We start from the raw sequence: 18,038 nt of genomic DNA, 5'->3' as shown, positions 1-18,038 counted from the left end.
TCAGGCTGCCGGCAGCGGGGCGGCCACGAGGGCCGGGACCGGCCGGAGTTCCAGCCGTTCGAGGCCCTTGGCCAGGACGGTGTCGCCCGGTCCGGCCGCGTGCAGTTCGCGCCAGTTCACCGCGAAGCCGTCGGCCAGATCGATCTCGCCGTCGAGGCGCATCGGCGCCCGCATCGCGATGTCTGCAAGGCCGGCGAGGAAGGCCGGGTCGACGGGGCCGGCCCAGAGCAGGTCGAGGTCGGAGGCGGGCGAGAGATAGGGCAGGCCCGTCAGGGCCTGCCAGAGCAGCCCGCCGAACACCCGCGCTACGCGGCCGTGGACGGCCCCGTGGGCCAGGAGCGCATCCAGCGTGGGGTGCCAGGCGGCAGGCGCTGCCCCGCGCGCCTCGGCGAGGGTCAGGCCCGGGCGCGGGCGCACCGCCTCGGGGGGGAGCGCGAGGCCGATGCGGCGCTTGCCGAGGGTCGGCGGCAGCGGCAGCCCGGCCGGGACCAGGGCGCCATCCTCGCCGGGCACGCGGCGGCGTACGATCACGGGCCAGCCGCGCGCGGCCCATCCGGCGAGATGGGGAATCCCGTCGAGGTCCGGCCGCTGCGCCAGCAGCGCCCCCCAGGCAGCGGGCGCCACCGTGAGCAGGTCGTGGCGGGCGAGGTCACGCACCCCGCGCCTCGCGCACCACCATGCCCTGCGCCTCGCGCACCGGCAGATCCTGCGCTTCGCGCACTACTTGGGCGGCGATATCGTGGGCGAACGGGCGCCCGCCCCGTTCGCGGCCGAGCGCGTCGCGGGTGTCGACCGCCCGGCTGTCCGCGATCAGGGCACTGACCTGGGCCCCCAGGGGCTTGTCGGGGTCGAGGGTCGCCTGCACGGCGCCGGCCTGGACCATGTTGTCGAGCCCCGGTGCGAAGACCGAGGTCGAGCGGGCCATGTCCTGCAGGGTCTCCAGGGGCAGCTTGGTGACGCGGGCCACGGAGGGGAGGTCCATCACGCTCGGATGGGCACCGGGCAGGGCCGCGAGCACGCGGGTGGCCAGCGCCGTGGCGATGAAGGCGCCGGCCGCGCTGTGCCCGTAGAGCAGGCCGATGGTCGGGTGGCCCTGCGCGTCCGCCAGCAGCAGCGCCTTGGCCAAGTGCGCGAGGTACTCGTTGAGGCCGAGGAGCTCGTCGCGCCGGCTCATGCGCTGGCTGTCGGAATCGATGAGGACGAGGATCGGCGTGCCGCCGCCCGCCCGCACCACGTCGAGGACACGCCGAGCGAGGACGCAGGCGCCCTCGATTCCGAGCGCCGTATCGCCGTCGATGCCGATCACGGCGATACGGCCCTGGTCCAGGAAGCCCTCGCCGGAGATCAGGCCGTCCGCCACCGTGACGGCGTGACCCGCCGGGAAGAGTGAGGCGAGGATGGCGTCGAGGGACATCTGATCGGGCGGTGATTTACCGGGCATGGTGCGCGCCCTCCGGCAGGCTGTCGAGCAGGGCGTCGAAGCCCTCGGTGGTCAGGCCCGGGACGGCGTCCGGGTCGTTGACGCCGAGGCGGCCCCAGATCTCGGTGGCGTCCCGGGCGTCGCCGAAGCGTTCGAGGCGGGCCTCGAGCCGGGCCTGCTCGGCCTCCAGGGTCGCGAGGTCGAAGGCCGGAGCCGTCGGGATCGCCGCCAGGGCGGCCGCGCGAAACGCCCCGATCGTGTCGGCCGCGAAGGCGTCCGCCGCGCCCAAGAGACGGCGATGCTTGCCGCCCATGGTGCGCCAGACGAGGGCCCGGTCGCGGGAATCGAACTCCTCGGCGCCCTTGTTGGTCTCGATCACCTCGGGGCCGGAGACGCTCAGGCGCCCGCCCTCGGAGATGACGAGGCGTGCGCAGGTGCCGGCGATGAGGCCGCCGCCGCCGTAGCAGCCGGCCCGCCCCCCGATGAGGCCGATCACCGGAATACCGGCGGCGCGCACCTGCGTGATCGCCCGCATGATCTCGGCGATGGCGGTCTCGCCGGCATTGGCCTCCTGCAGGCGCACGCCCCCGGTGTCGAACAGGATCAGCACGGCGGCGGGCTTCAGGTGGAGCGCGGCCCGCAGCAGGCCGACGAGCTTGGCCCCGTGGATCTCGCCGAAGGCGCCCCCCATGAAGCGGCCCTCCTGGGCGGCGACCAGCACGTCCCGGCCGTCGAGGCGCCCGCGCCCGACGATCATGCCGTCGTCGAAGGCGCGGGGCAGGTCGAAGAGCGGCAGGTGCGGGCTCATCATCCGCTGCTCGGGACCGATGAATTCCTGGAACGTATCCGCATCGAGGAGGCCGGCGAGGCGGGCACGGGCACTCGCCTCGTACCAGCTCTGGTCCAGGGGCGCGGCGGAGAGGGCGACCGGCTTCCAGTCCATCACGACAGCTCCATCAGGCGGGCGCCCTGGGCGAGGCGCAGGGACACGGTGTCGGGGCGCGCACCCCCGTCGTTGATGGTGATGGTCAGCCCGCCGGGCTGCCGACGGGCCACGAAATCCGCCACCACCGCGGCCCAGACCTCGCCGTAGCCCTTGATGGCGGTGTCGATCTCCACGTGGCAGGCCTCGGGCGCCAGGTTGCGTTCCAGCAGCACTTCGAGGTTGCCGGAAGCGACGACCCCGGTGATCGCGCTGGCCCGCGTGCCGGGGAGCGCCGTCCGGGTGGTGTGGCGGAAGCTCAGCTTCTCCATGACGCGAAATCCCTCACCAGTTCCGGAATTTGGCCGGCGGCTCGTAGAGGCCGCCCGACCAGTGCACGAGGTCCTTGATCGAGCGCGCCGCGAGCAGCGAGCGGTCGGCGTCGAGGGGCTCGATGCCGAGATCCTCGGGGCGCCGGATGATGCCCCGCGCCCTCAGGCGCTCGACCTCGGCGTGGTCGCGGCCACGGCCCACATCGGTGTAACCCGCCACACCCCGGATCGCCTGCTCCCGCTCGTCTGGCGTCCGGCACAGCAGCAGGTTGGCGATGCCCTCCTCGGTGACGATGTGGGTCACGTCGTCGGCGTAGACCATCACGGGGGCGAGTTCGAGGTTGAGCTTCCTGGCGAGTTCGAGGGCGTCGAGCCGCTCCACGAAGGCCGGCACCAGCTTGTCGCCGAAGGTCTCGACGAGCTGCACCACGAGTTTTCGCCCGCGCCGGAGCGCCGGGTCGCCGGTGCCGCCGGCTTCCTGCCCCGCCTTCATCCAGGTGTCGGAGGGGTGCCGCCGCCCGTGCGGGTCCGAGCCCATGTTCGGCGCGCCGCCGAAACCCGCGACGCGGTTCGTCGTGACGGTGGAGGAATGGCCTGCCAGGTCGATCTGCAGGGTCGAGCCGATGAACAGGTCGCAGGCATAGAGGCCCGCCGTCTGGCAGAAGGCCCGGTTCGAGCGCAAGCTGCCGTCGGAGCCCGTGAAGAACACGTCCGGCCGGGCGCGGATGTACTTGTCCATGCCGACTTCCGACCCGAAGCAGTGGATCTGCTCCACCCAGCCGGATTCGATGGCCGGGATCAGGCTCGGATGCGGATTGAGCGCCCAGTGGGTGGCGATCCGGCCCTTCAGCCCGAGGCGCTCGGCATAGGTCGGCAGCAGCAGCTCGATCGCCGCCGTACCGAAGCCGATGCCGTGGTTGAGGCGGCGGATGCCGTATTCCGCGTAGATGCCCTTGATCGCCATCATGGCCATCAGGATCTGCGTCTCGGTCACGGCGCCGGGGTCGCGGGTGAAGAGCGGCTCGACGTAGAACGGCCTGTCGGCCTCGACCACGAAATCGACCCGGTCGCCGGGGATGTCGACGCGGGGCACCCGGTCGACGATCGCGTTCACTTGCGCCACCACCACGCCGTTCTTGAAGGCGGTCGCCTCCACCACGGTGGGCGTGTCCTCGGTGTTGGGGCCCGTGTAGAGATTGCCGTCCCGGTCGGCCGAGACGCCCGCGATCAGGGCCACGTTCGGCGTCAGGTCGATGAAGTAGCGCGCGAAGAGTTCGAGGTAGGTGTGCACCGCCCCGAGCTCGATCTGGCCGCCATAGAGCATCTTGGCGATGCGGCCGCCCTGCGGGCCGGAATACGAGTAGTCGAGCCGCCGGGCGATGCCCTGCTCGAAGATGTCGAGGTGCTCGGGCAGGACGATGCCCGACTGCACCATGTGCAGGTCGTGGACCCGGGCCGGGTCGCAGGCGCTGAGGCCCCGGGCGAGGCAATCGGCCTGCTTCTGGTTGTCGCCCTCCAGGCAGACCCGGTCGCCGGGCTGGAGGATCGCCTCCAGGAGATCGACGACCCGGGCCGCCGGCACCACCTTGCCGTCGGCATGCGGCCGCGCCCGTGCGAGACGCGCGTCGCGGGCGGTGCGTTCCCGGCGCCAGTCCATCATCCGATCCGCTCCCTCGTCACGGCCTGCGTATACCGCTCAGCTTTTTCGGCCCCCGATGGAATGCGGGCCGCCGTTTTCATGCCGTATCAGTATTCCAAATTGTGTTCCTGTCAATCACCTGTATACTGAAACCAATCAAAAACGAATCACGGAATACCCAGGAGGGACGCCCCATGCCCCATCTCGTCCGCACCCCGTGCCCGACAACGCGCGAGGCCGCCCGATGACCATCTTCGGCGTCGCGCTCCTCGCGCTCTGCACCCTGATCGGGGTGTTCCTCGGCGACCTGCTGGGCGTCGCCCTCGGGGTGAAGGCCAATGTCGGCGGCGTCGGCCTCGCCATGATCCTGCTCATCGCCGCCCGGTCCTGGCTCCTCGCCCGGGGCAAGCTCGGCGGCGGGATCAAGCTTGGGGTCGAGTTCTGGTCGACCATGTACATTCCCATCGTGGTGGCGATGGCCGCGCAGCAGAACGTGGTGGCGGCCGTGCGCGGCGGGCCCATCGTGCTCATCGCCGCCACGATCTCGCTGCTGCTCTGCTTCGCCTGCGTCGCCCTGCTCGGGCGCTTCGGGCGGCGCGAGCCGGCGGAGGACGCCCAGGTCCGACACGGCGGCCAGGTGATCGGCGGCCAGGTGATCGGCGGCGACCTCGACGACGATGCCCCGGCGCCCGTCGCGCCGCCCCGCTCCGTCCGGAAGGCGTGATCCCATGCTGCACATGATCCAGCACGTCTTCGTCGAGCAGAGCCTGGTGGCCGCCTTCGCGGTGGTGGGCGCCCTGATGCTGGTCTCGAACGTCGCCAGCCGTCGGCTCACCGGCGGCCGGGTCCACGGCTCGGCCATCGCCATCGTCCTCGGGCTGGTGCTCGCCTACGTCGCCGGCCTCTACACCGGCGGCCAGAAGGGGGTCGCCGACCTGCCGGTCTTCGCCGGCATCGGCCTGATGGGCGGGGCGATGCTGCGTGACTTCGCCATCGTGGCCACCGCCTTCGAGGTCGACGTCGTGGAGGCGCGCCGCGCCGGGCTCCTCGGCGTGCTGGCCCTGGCGCTCGGCACCGTGATCCCCTTCGTGGTCGGCGCCCTGACGGCGGTGGCCTTCGGCTACACCGACGCCGTCAGCATCACGACGATCGGCGCGGGGGCCGTCACCTACATCGTCGGGCCGGTGACGGGGGCGGCCCTCGGCGCCGATTCGGCCGTGATGGCGCTCTCCATCGCCACCGGCGTCACCAAGGCCGTGATGGTCATGGTCGGCACGCCGCTGGTGGCCAAGCTGATCGGCCTGGACAATCCGCGCTCGGCCATGGCCTTCGGCGGCCTGATGGGCACGGTGAGCGGCGTCGCCGGCGGGCTCGCCGCCACCGACCCGAAGCTCGTGCCCTACGGCGCGCTGACGGCGACCTTCCACACCGGAATCGGCTGTCTCGTCGGTCCGTCGCTGTTCTACCTCACGGTTCGGGCCATCGTGGGATGACGGACGGGGCGTCGCGCGTCCTGAGCAGGGAGCGGATGATGGACGGGGGGCCGATGGACGAGCAGGGGGCGGAGCGCGGGCTCCTGTCGGACCAGATCCGCAACGCGCTCACGGACGAGATCGCGGCCGGCCGCCTCGCCGCGGGCACGGCCCTCGACGAGCAGGACCTCGCCGACCGCTTCGGCGCCTCGCGCACCCCCGTGCGGGAAGCGCTGCGCCAGCTTGCCTTCAACGGATTGGTGGAGCTGCGCCCGCGCCGGGGCGTCGTGGTCACGCGCATGACGCCCGAGCGGATCATGGACATGTTCGAGACCACCGCCGAGTTCGAGGCGATGTGCGTGCGGCTCGCCACCTACCGGATGACCCCCCTGGAGCGCAGCCACCTGATGGACCTGCATGCGCGCTCCGGCGACATGGTCGCGGCCGGCGATGTCGACGCCTACGACACCCTGAACCGCAGCTTCCACGAAGCGCTCTACGGCGCCACGCATAACGGCTTCCTCAAAGAGCAGGCACTGGCGCTGCGCACCCGCCTCTCGGGCTTCCGCAGGACGCAGCTGCGCCATGGCGACCGCATCCACGGCTCGCGCGAAGAGCACGGGGCCATCCTGGCGGCGATCGCCGAGGGCGACGGAGAAGCGGCGGCCCGGCGGATGCGCGCCCACATGCTCAACGCCGCCAGCGCCCTGCGCCACTACATCGACGCCCACTCCGATGTGTGATGCGGCACACGCATAGAGCGGCGCGAACGCGGCGCGAGAAATGCGCCAAGCGCATGCGATAGGTGCTGCAGCGCACGCCGCCCCGGACAGGCCGGTCCTATATCGAGATCGTACCAAGAAGAACGGCCCCCGGACATCCTGGACTTGATCCTCGAATGTTTGACGGAGACCGGACCTGTACATCTGGATACCACGACCATGAAGACTCGTCTTGCTTCCGCCGCCGTTGCCCTGGTCCTGACCCTTGGCGCGCCCGCCTCGTCCGCCCTCGCGCAGAGCTACAACGCCCCGGCCGGCATTCCCGCCGCCACGGCGCCCGGCAGCCGCGTCGTCGGCGCCTTCGACGACGTGACCACCGGCTCGATCACCCGCCGCGCGGACGATTCGGCCAAGGCCGGCAACGCCGAGCAGAACAACAAGCCGACGGCCAATTACGGCACCACCTCGGGCGGCCCGGCCTACTGAGGCCACGCCGCGACGGACGGCGTGCAGCGCGGTCCGTCGCGGGAAAACCACCTGAGCCGATCACGGCGGGGCGCGAGCCCCGCCGTGATCGTTCGTGGGCGCGTCAGCGCGCGAGATAGTCGGTCAGCGTCATCCCGAACAGGATCGCGACCCAGAAGAACCCGACCCCGGCGAACAGGCGCACCAGGGGCGGCTCGTGGCGGACCTCCATCGACACCAGGACGATGATCGCCGCCATGGCGCCGACCACCGCGAGTTCGAGCAGCCAGACCTGCTCGAAGGGCCGCGTCGCCCCGAGACCGACGTTCACGGCGAGCAGCGCCAGGAGCGCCAGGAAGGTCCGCACCGGCGTGCGCAGGCGGCTCCGGAGCAGGGCCCGGTCCTTCGCATCGAGGGCGTGGAGGGGATTGCGCATCCTCACGCCTCTACCGGTTGACCACGTAGAGGACCGGGAAGGCGATGATCCAGATCAGGTCGATGAAGTGCCAGTACAGGCCGTAGACCTCGATCCAGTTCTGGTGTCGCTGCAGGAAGCCCGGCCGCGACGCCTTCCAGGTGATCCCGAGCAGGATGGCGATCCCGGTGAACAGGTGGACCGCGTGGAGCGCGGTCGCCACGTAGTAGAGGTTGACGAAGAGCCGCGACGCCGGCTGCTCGGCCAGGGCGTAGGGCCGGCGGGCGAGGAACGGCATCATGTGCTCCTCGTAGTCGGCGTAGTACTCGTAGCCCTTCAGCATCAGGAACAACGCCCCGAGGCTCGCGGTGGCGACGAGGCAGCCGACCATCATCCGCTGCCAGCCGAGCCGCGAGAGCTCGATGGCCGCCGACATGGTCAGGCTCGAGCAGAGCAGCACCACGGTGTTGGTGGCCCCGATCCAGAACTTGAGATGGCCGGCCGCCGCCTGCACCGCCTCCGGGTGGAGCAGGCGCAGGACCAGGGCCGTGAGGAACAGCCCGGCGAAGAGCAGGAGTTCGGTGAGCAGCCAGGCCCACATGCCGAGCGTCGCCGCGTGGCGCTGCTGGCCGACGGTGGCGAAGTGCTCGGCGCGCGTCACGCCGACGGGCCCGGCGGCGGCGGGGTCGGCACTCACGTGTGCTGCCTCCCGGTCTCCCGGGCCTGGATCGGGTAGTCGTAGGGGACCTTCGGCACCTGGGGCACCCCCGCGAAGTTGTGGGGCGGCGGCGGGGAGGCGGTCTCCCATTCCAGCCCCCTGGCGTCCCAGGGGTTTGCAGGCGCGCGGCGCCCGAACCAGAGGGAATAGACGAGGTAGACCATCGGGAAGAGGTAGCCCGCCGCCAGGATGGTCGAGCCCGCCGAGGAGAGCACGTTGAGGAGCTGGAATTCCGGCGGGTAGGTCGCGTAGCGCCGCGGCATCCCGAGGTAGCCGAGGATGAATTGCGGGAAGAAGGTGACGTTGAAGCCGATGAAGATGAACAGCGCCGAGATCCGGCCCCAGGGCTCGCTGTACATCCGCCCGGTGATCTTCGGCCACCAGAAGTGCAGCCCGCCGAGGAAGGCCAGCACCGTGCCGCCGACCATGATGTAGTGGAAATGCGCCACGACGAAGTAGGTCGCGTGGATGTGCTGGTTGATGGCCAGGGTCGCGAGGTAGAGCCCGGTGAGACCGCCGAGCACGAACAGGCCGATATAGCCCATGGCGTACAGCATCGGGGTGTCGAGGCGCAAAGACCCCTTATGGATGGTGGCGGTCCAGTTGTAGACCTTCACCGCCGAGGGCACCGCCACCGCGAAGGAGAGGGCCGAGAAGGCGAGGCTCGCCAGGTCGCTCTGCCCGTTGACGAACATGTGGTGACCCCAGACGAAGAACGTCACGGAGGCCAGGCCGATCGCCGCGTAGGCGACGAAGCGGTAGCCGAAGAGCTTCTTCTGGGCGAAGGCCGGGACGATCTCGGAGATCACGCCCATGCCCGGCAGCACCATGATGTAGACCGCCGGGTGCGAATAGAACCAGAACAGGTGCTGGAACAGCACCGGGTCGCCGCCATAGGCCGGGTCGAACACGCCCACGTGGAAGGCGCGCTCGGCGATGAGCAGGATCAGCGCGAGGGTGATGACGGGGGTCGCGAGCAGGAAGATCAGGCTCGTGGCGTAGTGCGTCCAGACGAAGATCGGCAGGCGGAACCAGGTCATGCCGGGGGCCCGCATCGTGTGGATGGTGACGACGAAATTGAGCCCCGTCAGGATCGAGGAGAAGCCCACGATGGTGACGCCGATCAGCGCCGGCAGCACCCAGGTGTTCGAGAAGGCGGTGGAGAGGGGCGCGTAGAAGGTCCAGCCGGTGTCGACGCCGCCCAGCACCACCGCCACGAGGGTGAACAGCGCCCCCGTCATGAAGACGTACCAGCTCGTCAGGTTGAGCTTCGGGAAGGCGAGGTCCTTGGCCCCGATCATCAGCGGGATCAGGAAGTTGCCGAAGGTCGCTGGGATCGACGGGATCAGGAAGAACCACACCATCACCACCCCGTGGATGGTGAAGGCCTTGTTGTAGGTGTCGTTGGTCATGATCGCGCCGTCGGGCACGACGAGGGCGAGGCGCACGAAGCCGGCCGCCACCGCACCGATGACGAAGAAGGCGGTGATGCTGGCGAGATACAGGAGCGCGATGCGCTTGTGGTCGGTGGTGAGGAACCACGAGCGCAGGGTCGATTCGGCGTGGAGATAGTCGCCGGGCCGGTCGAGGGTCGGCGGCGGGGTGTGGGGGTCGCGCGCGGCGGCGTCGCCGTGCAGGGTGCCGGCGCTGCTCATCGGGGGTCTCCTTCCGCCACGCGGTCATAGGCCTTCAGGTAGCCGACGAGACGGTCGAGATCGTCGGCCGGGATCACCCCGCGGAAGCTCGGCATCACCTGCTTGCCGCCGCCGGCGAGCCGGTTCTCGTTGGGGTTGAGGATCTTGGCGCGAATGTAGTCCGCATCCGCCGTGAGCGTGCGCCCGTCGGCGAGATGGACCGCGCGGCCGTAGAGGCCGACGAGGCTGGGCGCCCTCACGCCCGCCACCGCGCCGTCGTGGCAGCCGGCGCAGCCGTAGGATTCGTAGAGGGCCCGGCCCGCCGCCAGGTTCGATTGCTGCGCGTGCCCATGGGTCAGCCAGTCCTGGTACTCGGCCTGGGTCATCAGGGTGAGGTTGCCGTCCATCACCGAGTGGTCGGTGCCGCAATATTCCGAGCAGTAGAGCCGGTAGGTCCCGGTGCGGTCGGCCTTGAACCAGATCTCCGTCGTCCGGTCGGGCAGGGCGGCGATCTGCAGGCGCAGGGCCGGCAGGTAGAGGGCGTGGATCACGTCCTGGCTGGTGATGCGGATCCGGACCGGCTGGTCGATGGGCAGGTGCAGGTCGTTGATCTCCGACTGCCCGGTGGGGTGCTGGAACTTCCACATCCACTGCCGGCCCACGGCTTCCACCACCATGGCGTCCGGCGGCGGGTGGCGGGAGGCGATGAAGAGCTTGGCGCCCCATCCGAAGAAGAACAGGGTCAGCACGTAGGGGATCAGCATCCAGCTGATCTCGATGAGGACGCTGCGGCGCTCGTCGGTGCTGCGGTCGGCCTCCTCCCCCTGCCGGTAGCGCAGGGCGAAGTAGGTGATGGCGAGGAAGATCGGCACCGTGAGGAGCAGGGTCAGCACGGTGAAACCGAGGATGATGTGGTCGGTCTCGACGGCCGTGGCGGAGGCGGCCGGCGGCCACAGGGCGAGGGCGGACTGGGCCTTCATGGGGCAGACGCCTTCGCGGGTTCCGGGGAATCCGCCGCGGCCCCGGACGGGGCGGGCGCCGGGTCGAAGGGCCGCCCGGCCATGAGCGTCATCGCGCGGTCGATGGGAATGCGGGCGCGGGTGCGGTCCGCGTCGAGATAGGCGTAGCCGGCGAGGCGGCCGGCCTCGTCGGCTTGCCTCGCGTCGATCTCCGCGTAGGGGTCCGCCTGCAGGTTCGGCGGCGGCGGCCGGATCGCGGTCGTCTGCTGGGCGGTGAGGGGCGGCAGGGCGGCGCGCTGGCGCCCGAGCACCGCATAATTGAGGGCGAGCACCGCCCCGATGGTGGCTAGCACCGCCCCGGCGAGCCCGAGCATCACCCAGGCGGTCTTGCCGGCCTCGGCGTCGCTGCGCTCGTAATCCCAGTCCTGCCCGCGGTGGTCCTCGGCGGGGGCCGCAGGCGCGGGCGGCACCGCGCCGGTGCGGCGCAGGATCAGGCCGGCGAGGATCGCCGGGACGAGGGCGAGGCTGGAGCGGCGGGGGGCATCGGGCGGGCTCATGCGGCGATCCATCATGCGGCGGCCTCGGCGTCCGGGCCGGGGGCGGGGGCCGACAGGAGCGGCGCCAGCATCGGGGCGAGGCCGGCGGCGAGGGCGGCGACGCCGAGCCCGGCGAGCACGTCCGGCCCCGTGACCACGAAGGCGCCGCGCCCGGCCGGCGTCACGAACCAGGCCATCTCGGCGGCATGGACCGCCAGGACCAGGGCCGCCGCCGCCCGCGTCGTCCAGGGGCCGGGGCGCAGGGTGAGGGCGGCGGCGAGCAGGGCGGCGGCCCCGCCCGCGAGGCTGAATCCCCGGCCGAGGAGGCCGCCGCGGGCGAGGTACCACGACACCTCGGCGGGCAGGTTGGCCGACCAGACCACGAGGAACTGCACGAAGTGCAGGAAGGCCCAGGCGGCCGTCAGCACCGCGAGCGGCAGCAGCCCCGCCTTGGGCCGGCGCGCGGAGGGCATGAGGAGGGCGGCGGCGAGCGCCGCGCCGCTCCAGGCCAGCATCGTCAGGAGCCCGATCAGGCTGGAGCCCAGGCGCGGGTCGAGGGCGGTGATCAGGTCGAAGCTCAGCAGCGTCGCCAGCACGGCATGGAGCCCGAGCACGAGGGCGACGGGTCCCCGGCCCGCCGCGGTCCGGCGGCAGAGCCAGAGCCAGAGGGCGAGCGCCGCCGCGAGGCGCGCCGCGAGGAACGGCAGCGTCAGCCAGATGCCGGCCAGCGGCGTCGCGGCGGGCGTTCCGTTCGCGAAGGGGTAGAGCGCCGGCACCACCGCCAGCAGGGGCAGGGCGAGGAGGGCCGCGACCGGCATCAGGCGCAGGCACCCCACGAGCGCGGGGCGCAGGCTCGCGAGCCGCTCCGGCGCCAGGGCGTCGAGGCCGGCCACCAGGGGGAGGGCGCCGAGAGGAAGACCCAGGAGGGTGAGCCACGCCGCGAGGTAGCCGGCCTGCCACTCGCCGAGGAGGACGGCCAGACCGAGGGCTGCGAGGCCGGCCACGAGGAGGAACAGGGGGCGGGCGGCGCTCATCGGGTCGCCCGCATGGCGCCGTCCTGCAGCTTGGCCTGGTCCTCCGCCGGCAGGCGCGCCACCTCGGCCCCCTGGCTCAGCTGCAGGGCGCGCAGATAGGCGACGATCGCCCAGCGGTCGCCCGGCGCGACCTGCGCGCCCATGGGGAGCATCGCACCGTGGCCTTCCGTGATCGCCGCGTAGAGCCGCTCGGAGCTCGCTGACACCAGGCGCGCGCTCGCGAAGGACGGGGCGGCGGGAAAGCCCCGGGCCACGATCATGCCCCGGCCGTCGCCGCTGGCCCCGTGACAGGGCGTACAGGCGATGCCGTAGCGCTCCCGGCCCCGCTCCAGCAGGGCCGCGTCGATGACGGCCGGGCGGGGTACGAAGCGGGCCGGATCCGTGCGGGGCACGGTGCCGGCCACGGGCGGGCGCATGGTCATGCCCTGCGGAAAGAAGCGGTTGGCGTCCCAGGTCTTGGCCTTGGCCTGGTCGCGCATGTTGGCCTCGCCGCAGCCGGCGAGAGCCGAGGCCAGGGCCAGGATCACGCCGGGTCCGCGCCGGCGCCTCATCGCGGCACCCGCGCGATGGCGAGGGGCCGCCCGCCGCCTTCGGGCAGGGCGGCGAGCTGGCGCACGACGCGCTCGACATCGAAATCCGGGCCGCGCGCCTCGGCCGCCAGGAAGTAGCGGTCCTGCGTCGCGCGCCCGAAGCCGGGAATGTTGAAGGCCGGATGGTTGAGGCGCGGCAGGCGGTTCACGAACAGGAGCACCGCGTGCACGGCGAGCGTCCCGCTCATCATCGCGAAGGAGACGCTCGGCACCACGAAGGAGGGCCAGGAGAAGCGCGGACGCCCGCCCACATCGAAGACGTAGCCGTAGGCGGTGGCGTAGACGCACATCCCGTAGAAGGCCGCCCCGCCGGCGAGCGCCGCCCCGAGGGCGTAGGGCAGGATCGAGCGGTTGCGGCGGCCGAGGCCCTTCAGGGCATCCGGCATCGGCACCGGGCCGAAGGCGTCGAGGCGCACGGAGTCGCTGCGATGGGGCCGGTCGCCGTGGTGGGGGTGGCGCCGGGCCAGTGCCCGCATGGCGACGGCGAGTTCCGCCTGCGTGGCGAATTCCGCGCTGACGCCCCAGATCGGCGCGCCGGTCCCGGGCCCCGGCACGTCCGTCCCGGCCGAGGCCTGCGCGGGGTCGTCGCCCACGCCCGTCTGCTCGCGCAGGTCCGTGAGCGAGGCCACCGGCAAGGCCCGCAGGAACAGAAGCAGCAGCACGAGGAACAGCCCCACCGATCCGGCGAAGGTCGCCACGCCCCAGAGCCCGACCCGGTAGTCGAGGGCGGAGGAGGGCAGGAAGTCGTGGGAGAGCGTCACCACCAGCACCATGACGTGGTCGGCATAGGCGCCCACAGCCACGAGGCACCCGACGAGGGCCAGCGCCAGGGGCGAGCGCCGGAGCCACGCCCGCCAGAACAGGTGGACGGGCAGCAGCGCGCAGGTCAGCACGGTCCAGGCCGCCCAGGCATGCGGGCCGGTGAAGCGGCGCACCAGGGTCGCGCGGGCGTAGGCGTCGCCGTGCAGGAAGCCGGAGAAGAGTTCGGCCGCGTAGCCGTACAGGCTGGCGAGCCCGAGGCCGAGGAGGAGCCGGGCCAGGATCTCGATATGGGCTTCGGTGACGACGGCCTCGAGGCGATAGACGGTGCGGACCAGCATCGTCAGGGCGGCGGTGACCGCGATCCCGGAGAACACCGCGTTGACCAGGAAGGTGACGGGGAGGATCGTGTCGTGCCAGCCCGGCAGCACAGAGCCCGCCAGCATCACCGAGGCTCCGGTCTGGAGCGAGACCACGAGCAGGATGCCGAGCAGCGCGACGATGCGGTAGGCCTGGTGCCAGAGCTGCCAGTGCGAGGCGGAACCGCGCCAGCCGGCGGCGGCGACGCCGTAGGCCTGCGCCTTCAGCATCGGCCAGCGCCGCGGACGCCTGGTGCGCTCGGACTTCGCCTGCGCCTCCTCGAAGGCCCGGTCGCGCAGGGTCGCGAGGTCGGGCAGGAGTCCGATGTACCAGAGGCTCACCGTGACCACGAGGAAGCTGACGATGTCGATGGCGTCCCAGACCAGGGGCGACCGGAATTGCGGCCACAGGCCGAGCGTGTTCGGGTAGGGCAGGTTCCAGTAGAAGAACCACGGCCGCCCGAGATGGATGATCGGGTAGAGCCCGGCCGCGATCGTGCACAGGAGGGCGTTGGCCTCGGCGAGGCGACCGATGGCGCCGCGCCCGAAAGCGTCCCCCCTCGTCGTCCCCGCCAGGCGCAGCGTGCCGGCGAGCGCGAGACTGCCGCACGCGATGCCGATCCACCAGTCGTAGGAGGCGATATCGAGGGCCCAGACGACGGCGTTGTTGTTGTTCCAGATGCCGATTCCGGTGAAGAGCAGGTACAGGATCACCCCGAAGAACAGGCCGAGCAGGCTGGAAGCCGCCGCGAAGGCGATCCACCAGCGCCGACCGAGGGGGTCGTGCAGGGCGACGTCGGAGACGGCGCGTGCCATTCCGCCGGCGCGCGTCGGGGTGTCGGGGGTGAGGACGGCTCCGGCCATGGCGCGTCAGCCCTCGCGGCCCGGCTCGGCGCCGGGTGCCAGGCTCGCCAGATAGGTGGTGCGCGGGCGGGTGTTGAGTTCGCCGAGCAGCGCGTAGTTGCGCGGGTCCCGGCGCGCGGCCGCGACCTTGCTGCCCGGATCCGAGAGGTCGCCGAACACGATGGCGCGGGTCGGGCAGGCGCCCTGACAGGCGGTCTCCACCGCCCCGTCGGGGATCGGCGCATGGGCATCCTTGGCGGCGTCGATGCGCGCGCCGGCGATGCGCTGGAGGCAGTAGGTGCACTTCTCCATCACGCCGCGCGCCCGCACGGTGACCTCGGGGTTGCGCTGCTGCTGCTCCACCGGCGCCATGCCGCCGGTGTAATCGAGATAGTTGAAGCGCCGCACCTTGTAGGGGCAGTAGCTCTGGCAGGTGCGGGTGCCGATGCAGCGGTTGTAGACCTGCAGGTTCAGCCCCTCGCTGTCATGCACCGTCGCCTCCACGGGGCAGCCGAGCTCGCAGGGCGCCGCCTCGCAATGCATGCAGGGCACGGGCTGGAAATGCGTCTCCGGCGCATCGAGGTCGCCGGCGTAGTAGCGGTCCACCCGCAGCCAGTTCATCCAGCGCCCGCGCTCGACCTCCTCGCGGCCCACCACCGGAATGTTGTTCTCGGATTGGCAGGCGGTGAGGCAGGCATTGCAGCCGATGCAGGCGTCGAGGTCGATGACCATGCCCCAGGCCCGACCGGCGGCCGCGTTGGCGCCTCCGCCGGCCGACGCCTCGCCCCGCCGCGCCGAGGGCGGCTCGGGATAGAACGACGGCACCGCCGCGCCCGGCGGGTCGCCGACGCTCGGTCCCCCCAGGGCCTGGACGCGCACGAAATCGTGCCCCTGCATCGTACCGAGGTCCTGCGTCGTCACCGGCCTGGCGCGGCGGCCGGTCTTCGTCAGGGCGACGTCGGGAAGGCGATAGGGCGTGGCGGCGGGGCGCAGGGCCTGGGCATCGTAGCCGAGGCCGTGGGCGAGGTGGTCCGGCACCCGGCGGCCGTAGCCGAGGGTGAGGGTCACGGTGCGCTCGGCCTGGCCCGGCAGGATCCAGGCCGCGCCCTCGACGCGCCGGCCGTTCGCCTCCACCGCCACGACGTCGCCGGTGACGAGGTGCAGGCGCTCGGCGAGCCGCGGGCTGATCGCCACGACGTTCTCCCAGACCACCTTGGTCAGCGGCTTGGGCAGCTCCTGCAGCCAGCCGAGATCGGCCGAGGCCCCGTCCCAGACGCAGGGGTCGGGCCGGAAGACCGCCTCGATCCGATCCTCCGGGGCGGGGACCGGCGCAGGGTCCGCGCCGCGCCCGGTCAGCGCCACTGTCTCCGAGGGCAGGGCGGTGTCGGGCAGGAAGCCGAGGCGCAGGGCCTCGGTGAACCGGGCCTCGAAGGCGGCGGCATCCTCGCCGGGATCGCGCCAGTGGCGCTTCAGCAGGTCGAGCCCCTGCTCGGGCCCCTCCTGCGCGGGCGCCTCGGCTCCGAATAGGGTCAGGATCTCGTGGGCCGAGCGCCCGCCATAGAGGGGGGCGATGGTCGGCTGGATCAGCCCCACGGTGCCGTCGAGGGAGCGGGCATCGCCCCAGCTCTCCAGGGGATGGGCCAGCGGCAGGTGCCAGTCGGCATGGGCCGCGGTCTCGTCGAAATACGTCCCCGCATGGATCTTGAACGGCACCCGCGCCAGATGCTCGGCGAAGGCGAGGTCGCCCGAGGCCGCATAGACCGGGTTGACCCCGAGCATCAGAAGGGTGCCAACGCGCCCTCCGGCCATCGCCTCGCCGAGCTCGGACAGGCTCTCGGCCCCGGGCACCGGGACCGGCGCGGTGTGCACCACGGTGGTGCCGGTATTTCCCAGGGCGCCGTTGATGCGGTGGACGAGGGCGTGCACCGCCGCCGGCTGGCCGATGCCGGCGGTGACGAGGCTGCGGCCCCGGTCGGCCAGCAGCGCCGTGCCGGCGCGTTGGAGCCAAGCCGCCATCGGCCCGTCCGGGATCTCGGGCTGCCCGCCCTCGGCGATCCGCAGGAGATCCGCGGCCAGGCGCGCCAGCTCGTCCGAGCCGGCCGCCAGGGTGTGGTCGGCCTTGACGCTGGTCAGCCCCGGGGTCGGCGCCGCCGCGTGCAGGGTCAGGAGTCGGCCCTCCGCCTGCGCGGCCCGGCGCGCGTCGATCCAGCGGCGCGCCAGCCCGACCTGGCCCGGCCCGACATCGAGGAAATCGCCGTCGAGGCCGACGAGGGTGCGGGCGGCCTCGAACCGGACCTGCGTTTCCAGGGGTCGGCCGTAGGCCTGCCGCGCGCCGGCATAGAGCCCGTCCCGCGGTACGGTCTCGGCCACGTGCCAGCGCAGGCCCGGATAGGCGGTCCGCAGCCGCGCGATCTCGGCGGCCAGGGACGGCGACGTCACCGGCCCGGTGAGGAGGTGGAAGCCCGTTCCTCCGGTCTCGCGCAGGGCCGCGAGGCGCGCCAGCAGAGCGCCGCGGAAGGCCGACCAGGCGGCGGGCCGGCCGAGATGCTGTACCGCCTGGCTGCGGAAGGGATCGTAGAGTCCGAGCACCGAGGCTTGGCCCAGGACGTCGGTGCCGCCCCGGCTCCAGGGATGCTCCGGGTTGCCCTCGACCTTGAGCGGACGGCCGTTGCGCGTGGTGACCAGGATACCGTTGGCGAAGCCGTCGAACAGGGCCGAGGTGGCGTAGGCGAGGGGGGCGCCGGCGACGATGCGCTCGGGCTGCACCACGTAGGGCACCTCGCGCCCGCGCCCGTCGAAGGCGTCGCAGGCCGAGAGCCCGGCCAGCGCGAAGGAGGCCGCCATCAGCTTGAGGAAGCCGCGCCGCTCCGGCCCCTGCGCCAGGGGCAGCCCCCCCGGAAACTCGGACCGCAGATAAGTTTGGAACGCCGCCGTCCCCGCCAGCGCGTCGAGGCTGCGCCAGAAGGCGGGCCCGTTGCCGGAGGCGAGGCGCTGGCGCAGCTGCGCGAGATCGAGGTCCTGATCCATCAGCGGTGACAGATCCCGCATTCGAGGAGCCGGTCGCCCGCGTGGATGTGGTTCTTCGCCACCAGTTCCGGCCCGAGGGTCGCCTGGTTCGCCGGCGGGCTCCAGTTCATGTTCCAGACCTGGTCCGGCGTGCGCACCCAGCGCTCGGGCGCCCGGTGGCAGTCGAGGCAGAACTGCATCTCGAAGGCGTTG

The 18,038-nt window shown here is 72.1% G+C and carries 19 protein-coding genes (1 of these 19 only partly in view); 4 read left to right on the top strand and 15 right to left on the bottom strand.

Annotated features, from left to right (window positions below; translation table 11 throughout):
• Genes mdcG through mdcA form a run of 5 tightly spaced genes read right to left on the bottom strand, consistent with a single transcriptional unit; the run spans window position 1 to window position 4,334 of the window.
• Window positions 1-657 (bottom strand): malonate decarboxylase holo-[acyl-carrier-protein] synthase, encoded by a 657-nt coding sequence (mdcG, locus tag ACXJY8_RS08020; protein WP_463778465.1) that lies wholly within the window; start codon window positions 655-657, stop codon window positions 1-3.
• Window positions 650-1,414, bottom strand: coding sequence for a biotin-independent malonate decarboxylase subunit gamma (gene mdcE / locus ACXJY8_RS08015; RefSeq protein ID WP_463780475.1), 765 nt, complete (start codon window positions 1,412-1,414; stop codon window positions 650-652). The genes mdcG and mdcE overlap by 8 nt, the downstream gene beginning before the upstream one ends.
• Before the next feature lie 16 nt (window positions 1,415-1,430).
• A complete protein-coding gene (locus tag ACXJY8_RS08010; protein WP_463778461.1) occupies window positions 1,431-2,363 on the bottom strand; it encodes a biotin-independent malonate decarboxylase subunit beta in 933 nt (310 codons plus the stop codon).
• Complete coding sequence (mdcC, locus tag ACXJY8_RS08005; RefSeq protein WP_463778458.1) at window positions 2,363-2,674, bottom strand: malonate decarboxylase acyl carrier protein; 312 nt, start codon at window positions 2,672-2,674, stop codon at window positions 2,363-2,365. The genes ACXJY8_RS08010 and mdcC overlap by 1 nt, the downstream gene beginning before the upstream one ends.
• Window positions 2,675-2,687: 13 nt before the next feature.
• Complete coding sequence (mdcA, locus tag ACXJY8_RS08000) at window positions 2,688-4,334, bottom strand: malonate decarboxylase subunit alpha (RefSeq protein ID WP_463778454.1); 1,647 nt, start codon at window positions 4,332-4,334, stop codon at window positions 2,688-2,690.
• A 223-nt stretch (window positions 4,335-4,557) separates the two neighbouring features.
• Here mdcA and madL point away from each other — a divergent pair, with 223 nt between their 5' ends.
• The 4 genes from madL (at window position 4,558) to ACXJY8_RS07980 (ending at window position 6,993) form a co-directional block, all read left to right on the top strand.
• Window positions 4,558-5,037 carry a malonate transporter subunit MadL gene (gene madL, locus ACXJY8_RS07995; protein WP_463778452.1) on the top strand — a complete coding sequence of 160 codons (480 nt, stop codon included), beginning with the start codon at window positions 4,558-4,560 and terminating at the stop codon, window positions 5,035-5,037.
• Between the two features lie 4 nt (window positions 5,038-5,041).
• Window positions 5,042-5,806: a malonate transporter subunit MadM gene (gene madM / locus ACXJY8_RS07990; protein WP_463778449.1), complete on the top strand. Its 765-nt coding sequence runs from the start codon at window positions 5,042-5,044 to the stop codon at window positions 5,804-5,806.
• A 35-nt stretch (window positions 5,807-5,841) separates the two neighbouring features.
• Window positions 5,842-6,528 (top strand): GntR family transcriptional regulator, encoded by a 687-nt coding sequence (locus ACXJY8_RS07985; RefSeq protein WP_463778446.1) that lies wholly within the window; start codon window positions 5,842-5,844, stop codon window positions 6,526-6,528.
• Between the two features lie 198 nt (window positions 6,529-6,726).
• Window positions 6,727-6,993 carry a hypothetical protein gene (locus ACXJY8_RS07980; protein WP_463778444.1) on the top strand — a complete coding sequence of 89 codons (267 nt, stop codon included), beginning with the start codon at window positions 6,727-6,729 and terminating at the stop codon, window positions 6,991-6,993.
• Between the two features lie 103 nt (window positions 6,994-7,096).
• Here ACXJY8_RS07980 and ACXJY8_RS07975 read toward each other — a convergent pair whose 3' ends face one another.
• The 10 genes in view from ACXJY8_RS07975 to ACXJY8_RS07930 are tightly spaced (at most 11 nt apart) and all read right to left on the bottom strand, a layout consistent with a single transcriptional unit that may run on beyond the window.
• Window positions 7,097-7,408, bottom strand: a complete 312-nt coding sequence (locus tag ACXJY8_RS07975; protein ID WP_463778441.1) for a cytochrome C oxidase subunit IV family protein — start codon at window positions 7,406-7,408, stop codon at window positions 7,097-7,099.
• A gap of 10 nt (window positions 7,409-7,418) precedes the next feature.
• A complete protein-coding gene (locus ACXJY8_RS07970; protein ID WP_463778438.1) occupies window positions 7,419-8,084 on the bottom strand; it encodes a cytochrome c oxidase subunit 3 in 666 nt (221 codons plus the stop codon).
• Window positions 8,081-9,760: a cytochrome c oxidase subunit I gene (locus ACXJY8_RS07965; protein ID WP_463778435.1), complete on the bottom strand. Its 1,680-nt coding sequence runs from the start codon at window positions 9,758-9,760 to the stop codon at window positions 8,081-8,083. Before ACXJY8_RS07965 ends, ACXJY8_RS07970 begins: the two co-directional genes overlap by 4 nt.
• Window positions 9,757-10,719, bottom strand: a complete 963-nt coding sequence (gene coxB / locus ACXJY8_RS07960; RefSeq protein ID WP_463778432.1) for a cytochrome c oxidase subunit II — start codon at window positions 10,717-10,719, stop codon at window positions 9,757-9,759. Before coxB ends, ACXJY8_RS07965 begins: the two co-directional genes overlap by 4 nt.
• Window positions 10,716-11,255, bottom strand: coding sequence for a hypothetical protein (locus ACXJY8_RS07955; protein WP_463778430.1), 540 nt, complete (start codon window positions 11,253-11,255; stop codon window positions 10,716-10,718). The genes coxB and ACXJY8_RS07955 overlap by 4 nt, the downstream gene beginning before the upstream one ends.
• Before the next feature lie 11 nt (window positions 11,256-11,266).
• On the bottom strand, window positions 11,267-12,268 hold the full coding sequence (locus ACXJY8_RS07950; RefSeq protein ID WP_463778426.1) for a hypothetical protein: 1,002 nt from the start codon (window positions 12,266-12,268) through the stop codon (window positions 11,267-11,269).
• Complete coding sequence (locus tag ACXJY8_RS07945) at window positions 12,265-12,819, bottom strand: c-type cytochrome (protein WP_463778423.1); 555 nt, start codon at window positions 12,817-12,819, stop codon at window positions 12,265-12,267. The genes ACXJY8_RS07950 and ACXJY8_RS07945 overlap by 4 nt, the downstream gene beginning before the upstream one ends.
• Complete coding sequence (locus ACXJY8_RS07940) at window positions 12,816-14,840, bottom strand: quinol:electron acceptor oxidoreductase subunit ActD (protein ID WP_463778420.1); 2,025 nt, start codon at window positions 14,838-14,840, stop codon at window positions 12,816-12,818. The genes ACXJY8_RS07945 and ACXJY8_RS07940 overlap by 4 nt, the downstream gene beginning before the upstream one ends.
• A 6-nt stretch (window positions 14,841-14,846) precedes the next feature.
• Window positions 14,847-17,846: a TAT-variant-translocated molybdopterin oxidoreductase gene (locus tag ACXJY8_RS07935; RefSeq protein ID WP_463778418.1), complete on the bottom strand. Its 3,000-nt coding sequence runs from the start codon at window positions 17,844-17,846 to the stop codon at window positions 14,847-14,849.
• A protein-coding gene (locus ACXJY8_RS07930) for a cytochrome c3 family protein (RefSeq protein WP_463778416.1) crosses the window boundary here: on the bottom strand, window positions 17,846-18,038 show its 3' portion. It continues 467 nt past the right edge of the window; the window shows 193 of its 660 coding nt (coding positions 468-660); its start codon lies beyond the right edge, outside the window; it ends in the stop codon at window positions 17,846-17,848. The genes ACXJY8_RS07935 and ACXJY8_RS07930 overlap by 1 nt, the downstream gene beginning before the upstream one ends.

This window comes from Methylobacterium sp. TK31 (assembly GCF_055361545.1).
The sequence above is the reverse complement of the archived record's forward strand: the minus strand, read 5'-3'. Positions and strand labels throughout refer to the sequence as shown.

Excerpts from the sequence above, each read along its gene's own strand:
- mdcE (WP_463780475.1), bottom strand. The coding sequence starts at position 1,414 with ATGTCCCTCGACGCCATCCTCGCCTCACTCTTCCCGGCGGGTCACGCC.
- ACXJY8_RS08010 (WP_463778461.1), bottom strand. The coding sequence starts at position 2,363 with ATGGACTGGAAGCCGGTCGCCCTCTCCGCCGCGCCCCTGGACCAGAGC.
- mdcC (WP_463778458.1), bottom strand. The coding sequence starts at position 2,674 with ATGGAGAAGCTGAGCTTCCGCCACACCACCCGGACGGCGCTCCCCGGC.
- mdcA (WP_463778454.1), bottom strand. The coding sequence starts at position 4,334 with ATGATGGACTGGCGCCGGGAACGCACCGCCCGCGACGCGCGTCTCGCA.
- madL (WP_463778452.1), top strand. The coding sequence starts at position 4,558 with ATGACCATCTTCGGCGTCGCGCTCCTCGCGCTCTGCACCCTGATCGGG.
- madM (WP_463778449.1), top strand. The coding sequence starts at position 5,042 with ATGCTGCACATGATCCAGCACGTCTTCGTCGAGCAGAGCCTGGTGGCC.
- ACXJY8_RS07985 (WP_463778446.1), top strand. The coding sequence starts at position 5,842 with ATGATGGACGGGGGGCCGATGGACGAGCAGGGGGCGGAGCGCGGGCTC.
- ACXJY8_RS07980 (WP_463778444.1), top strand. The coding sequence starts at position 6,727 with ATGAAGACTCGTCTTGCTTCCGCCGCCGTTGCCCTGGTCCTGACCCTT.
- ACXJY8_RS07975 (WP_463778441.1), bottom strand. The coding sequence starts at position 7,408 with ATGCGCAATCCCCTCCACGCCCTCGATGCGAAGGACCGGGCCCTGCTC.
- ACXJY8_RS07965 (WP_463778435.1), bottom strand. The coding sequence starts at position 9,760 with ATGAGCAGCGCCGGCACCCTGCACGGCGACGCCGCCGCGCGCGACCCC.
- coxB (WP_463778432.1), bottom strand. The coding sequence starts at position 10,719 with ATGAAGGCCCAGTCCGCCCTCGCCCTGTGGCCGCCGGCCGCCTCCGCC.
- ACXJY8_RS07955 (WP_463778430.1), bottom strand. The coding sequence starts at position 11,255 with ATGAGCCCGCCCGATGCCCCCCGCCGCTCCAGCCTCGCCCTCGTCCCG.
- ACXJY8_RS07950 (WP_463778426.1), bottom strand. The coding sequence starts at position 12,268 with ATGAGCGCCGCCCGCCCCCTGTTCCTCCTCGTGGCCGGCCTCGCAGCC.
- ACXJY8_RS07945 (WP_463778423.1), bottom strand. The coding sequence starts at position 12,819 with ATGAGGCGCCGGCGCGGACCCGGCGTGATCCTGGCCCTGGCCTCGGCT.
- ACXJY8_RS07940 (WP_463778420.1), bottom strand. The coding sequence starts at position 14,840 with ATGGCCGGAGCCGTCCTCACCCCCGACACCCCGACGCGCGCCGGCGGA.
- ACXJY8_RS07935 (WP_463778418.1), bottom strand. The coding sequence starts at position 17,846 with ATGGATCAGGACCTCGATCTCGCGCAGCTGCGCCAGCGCCTCGCCTCC.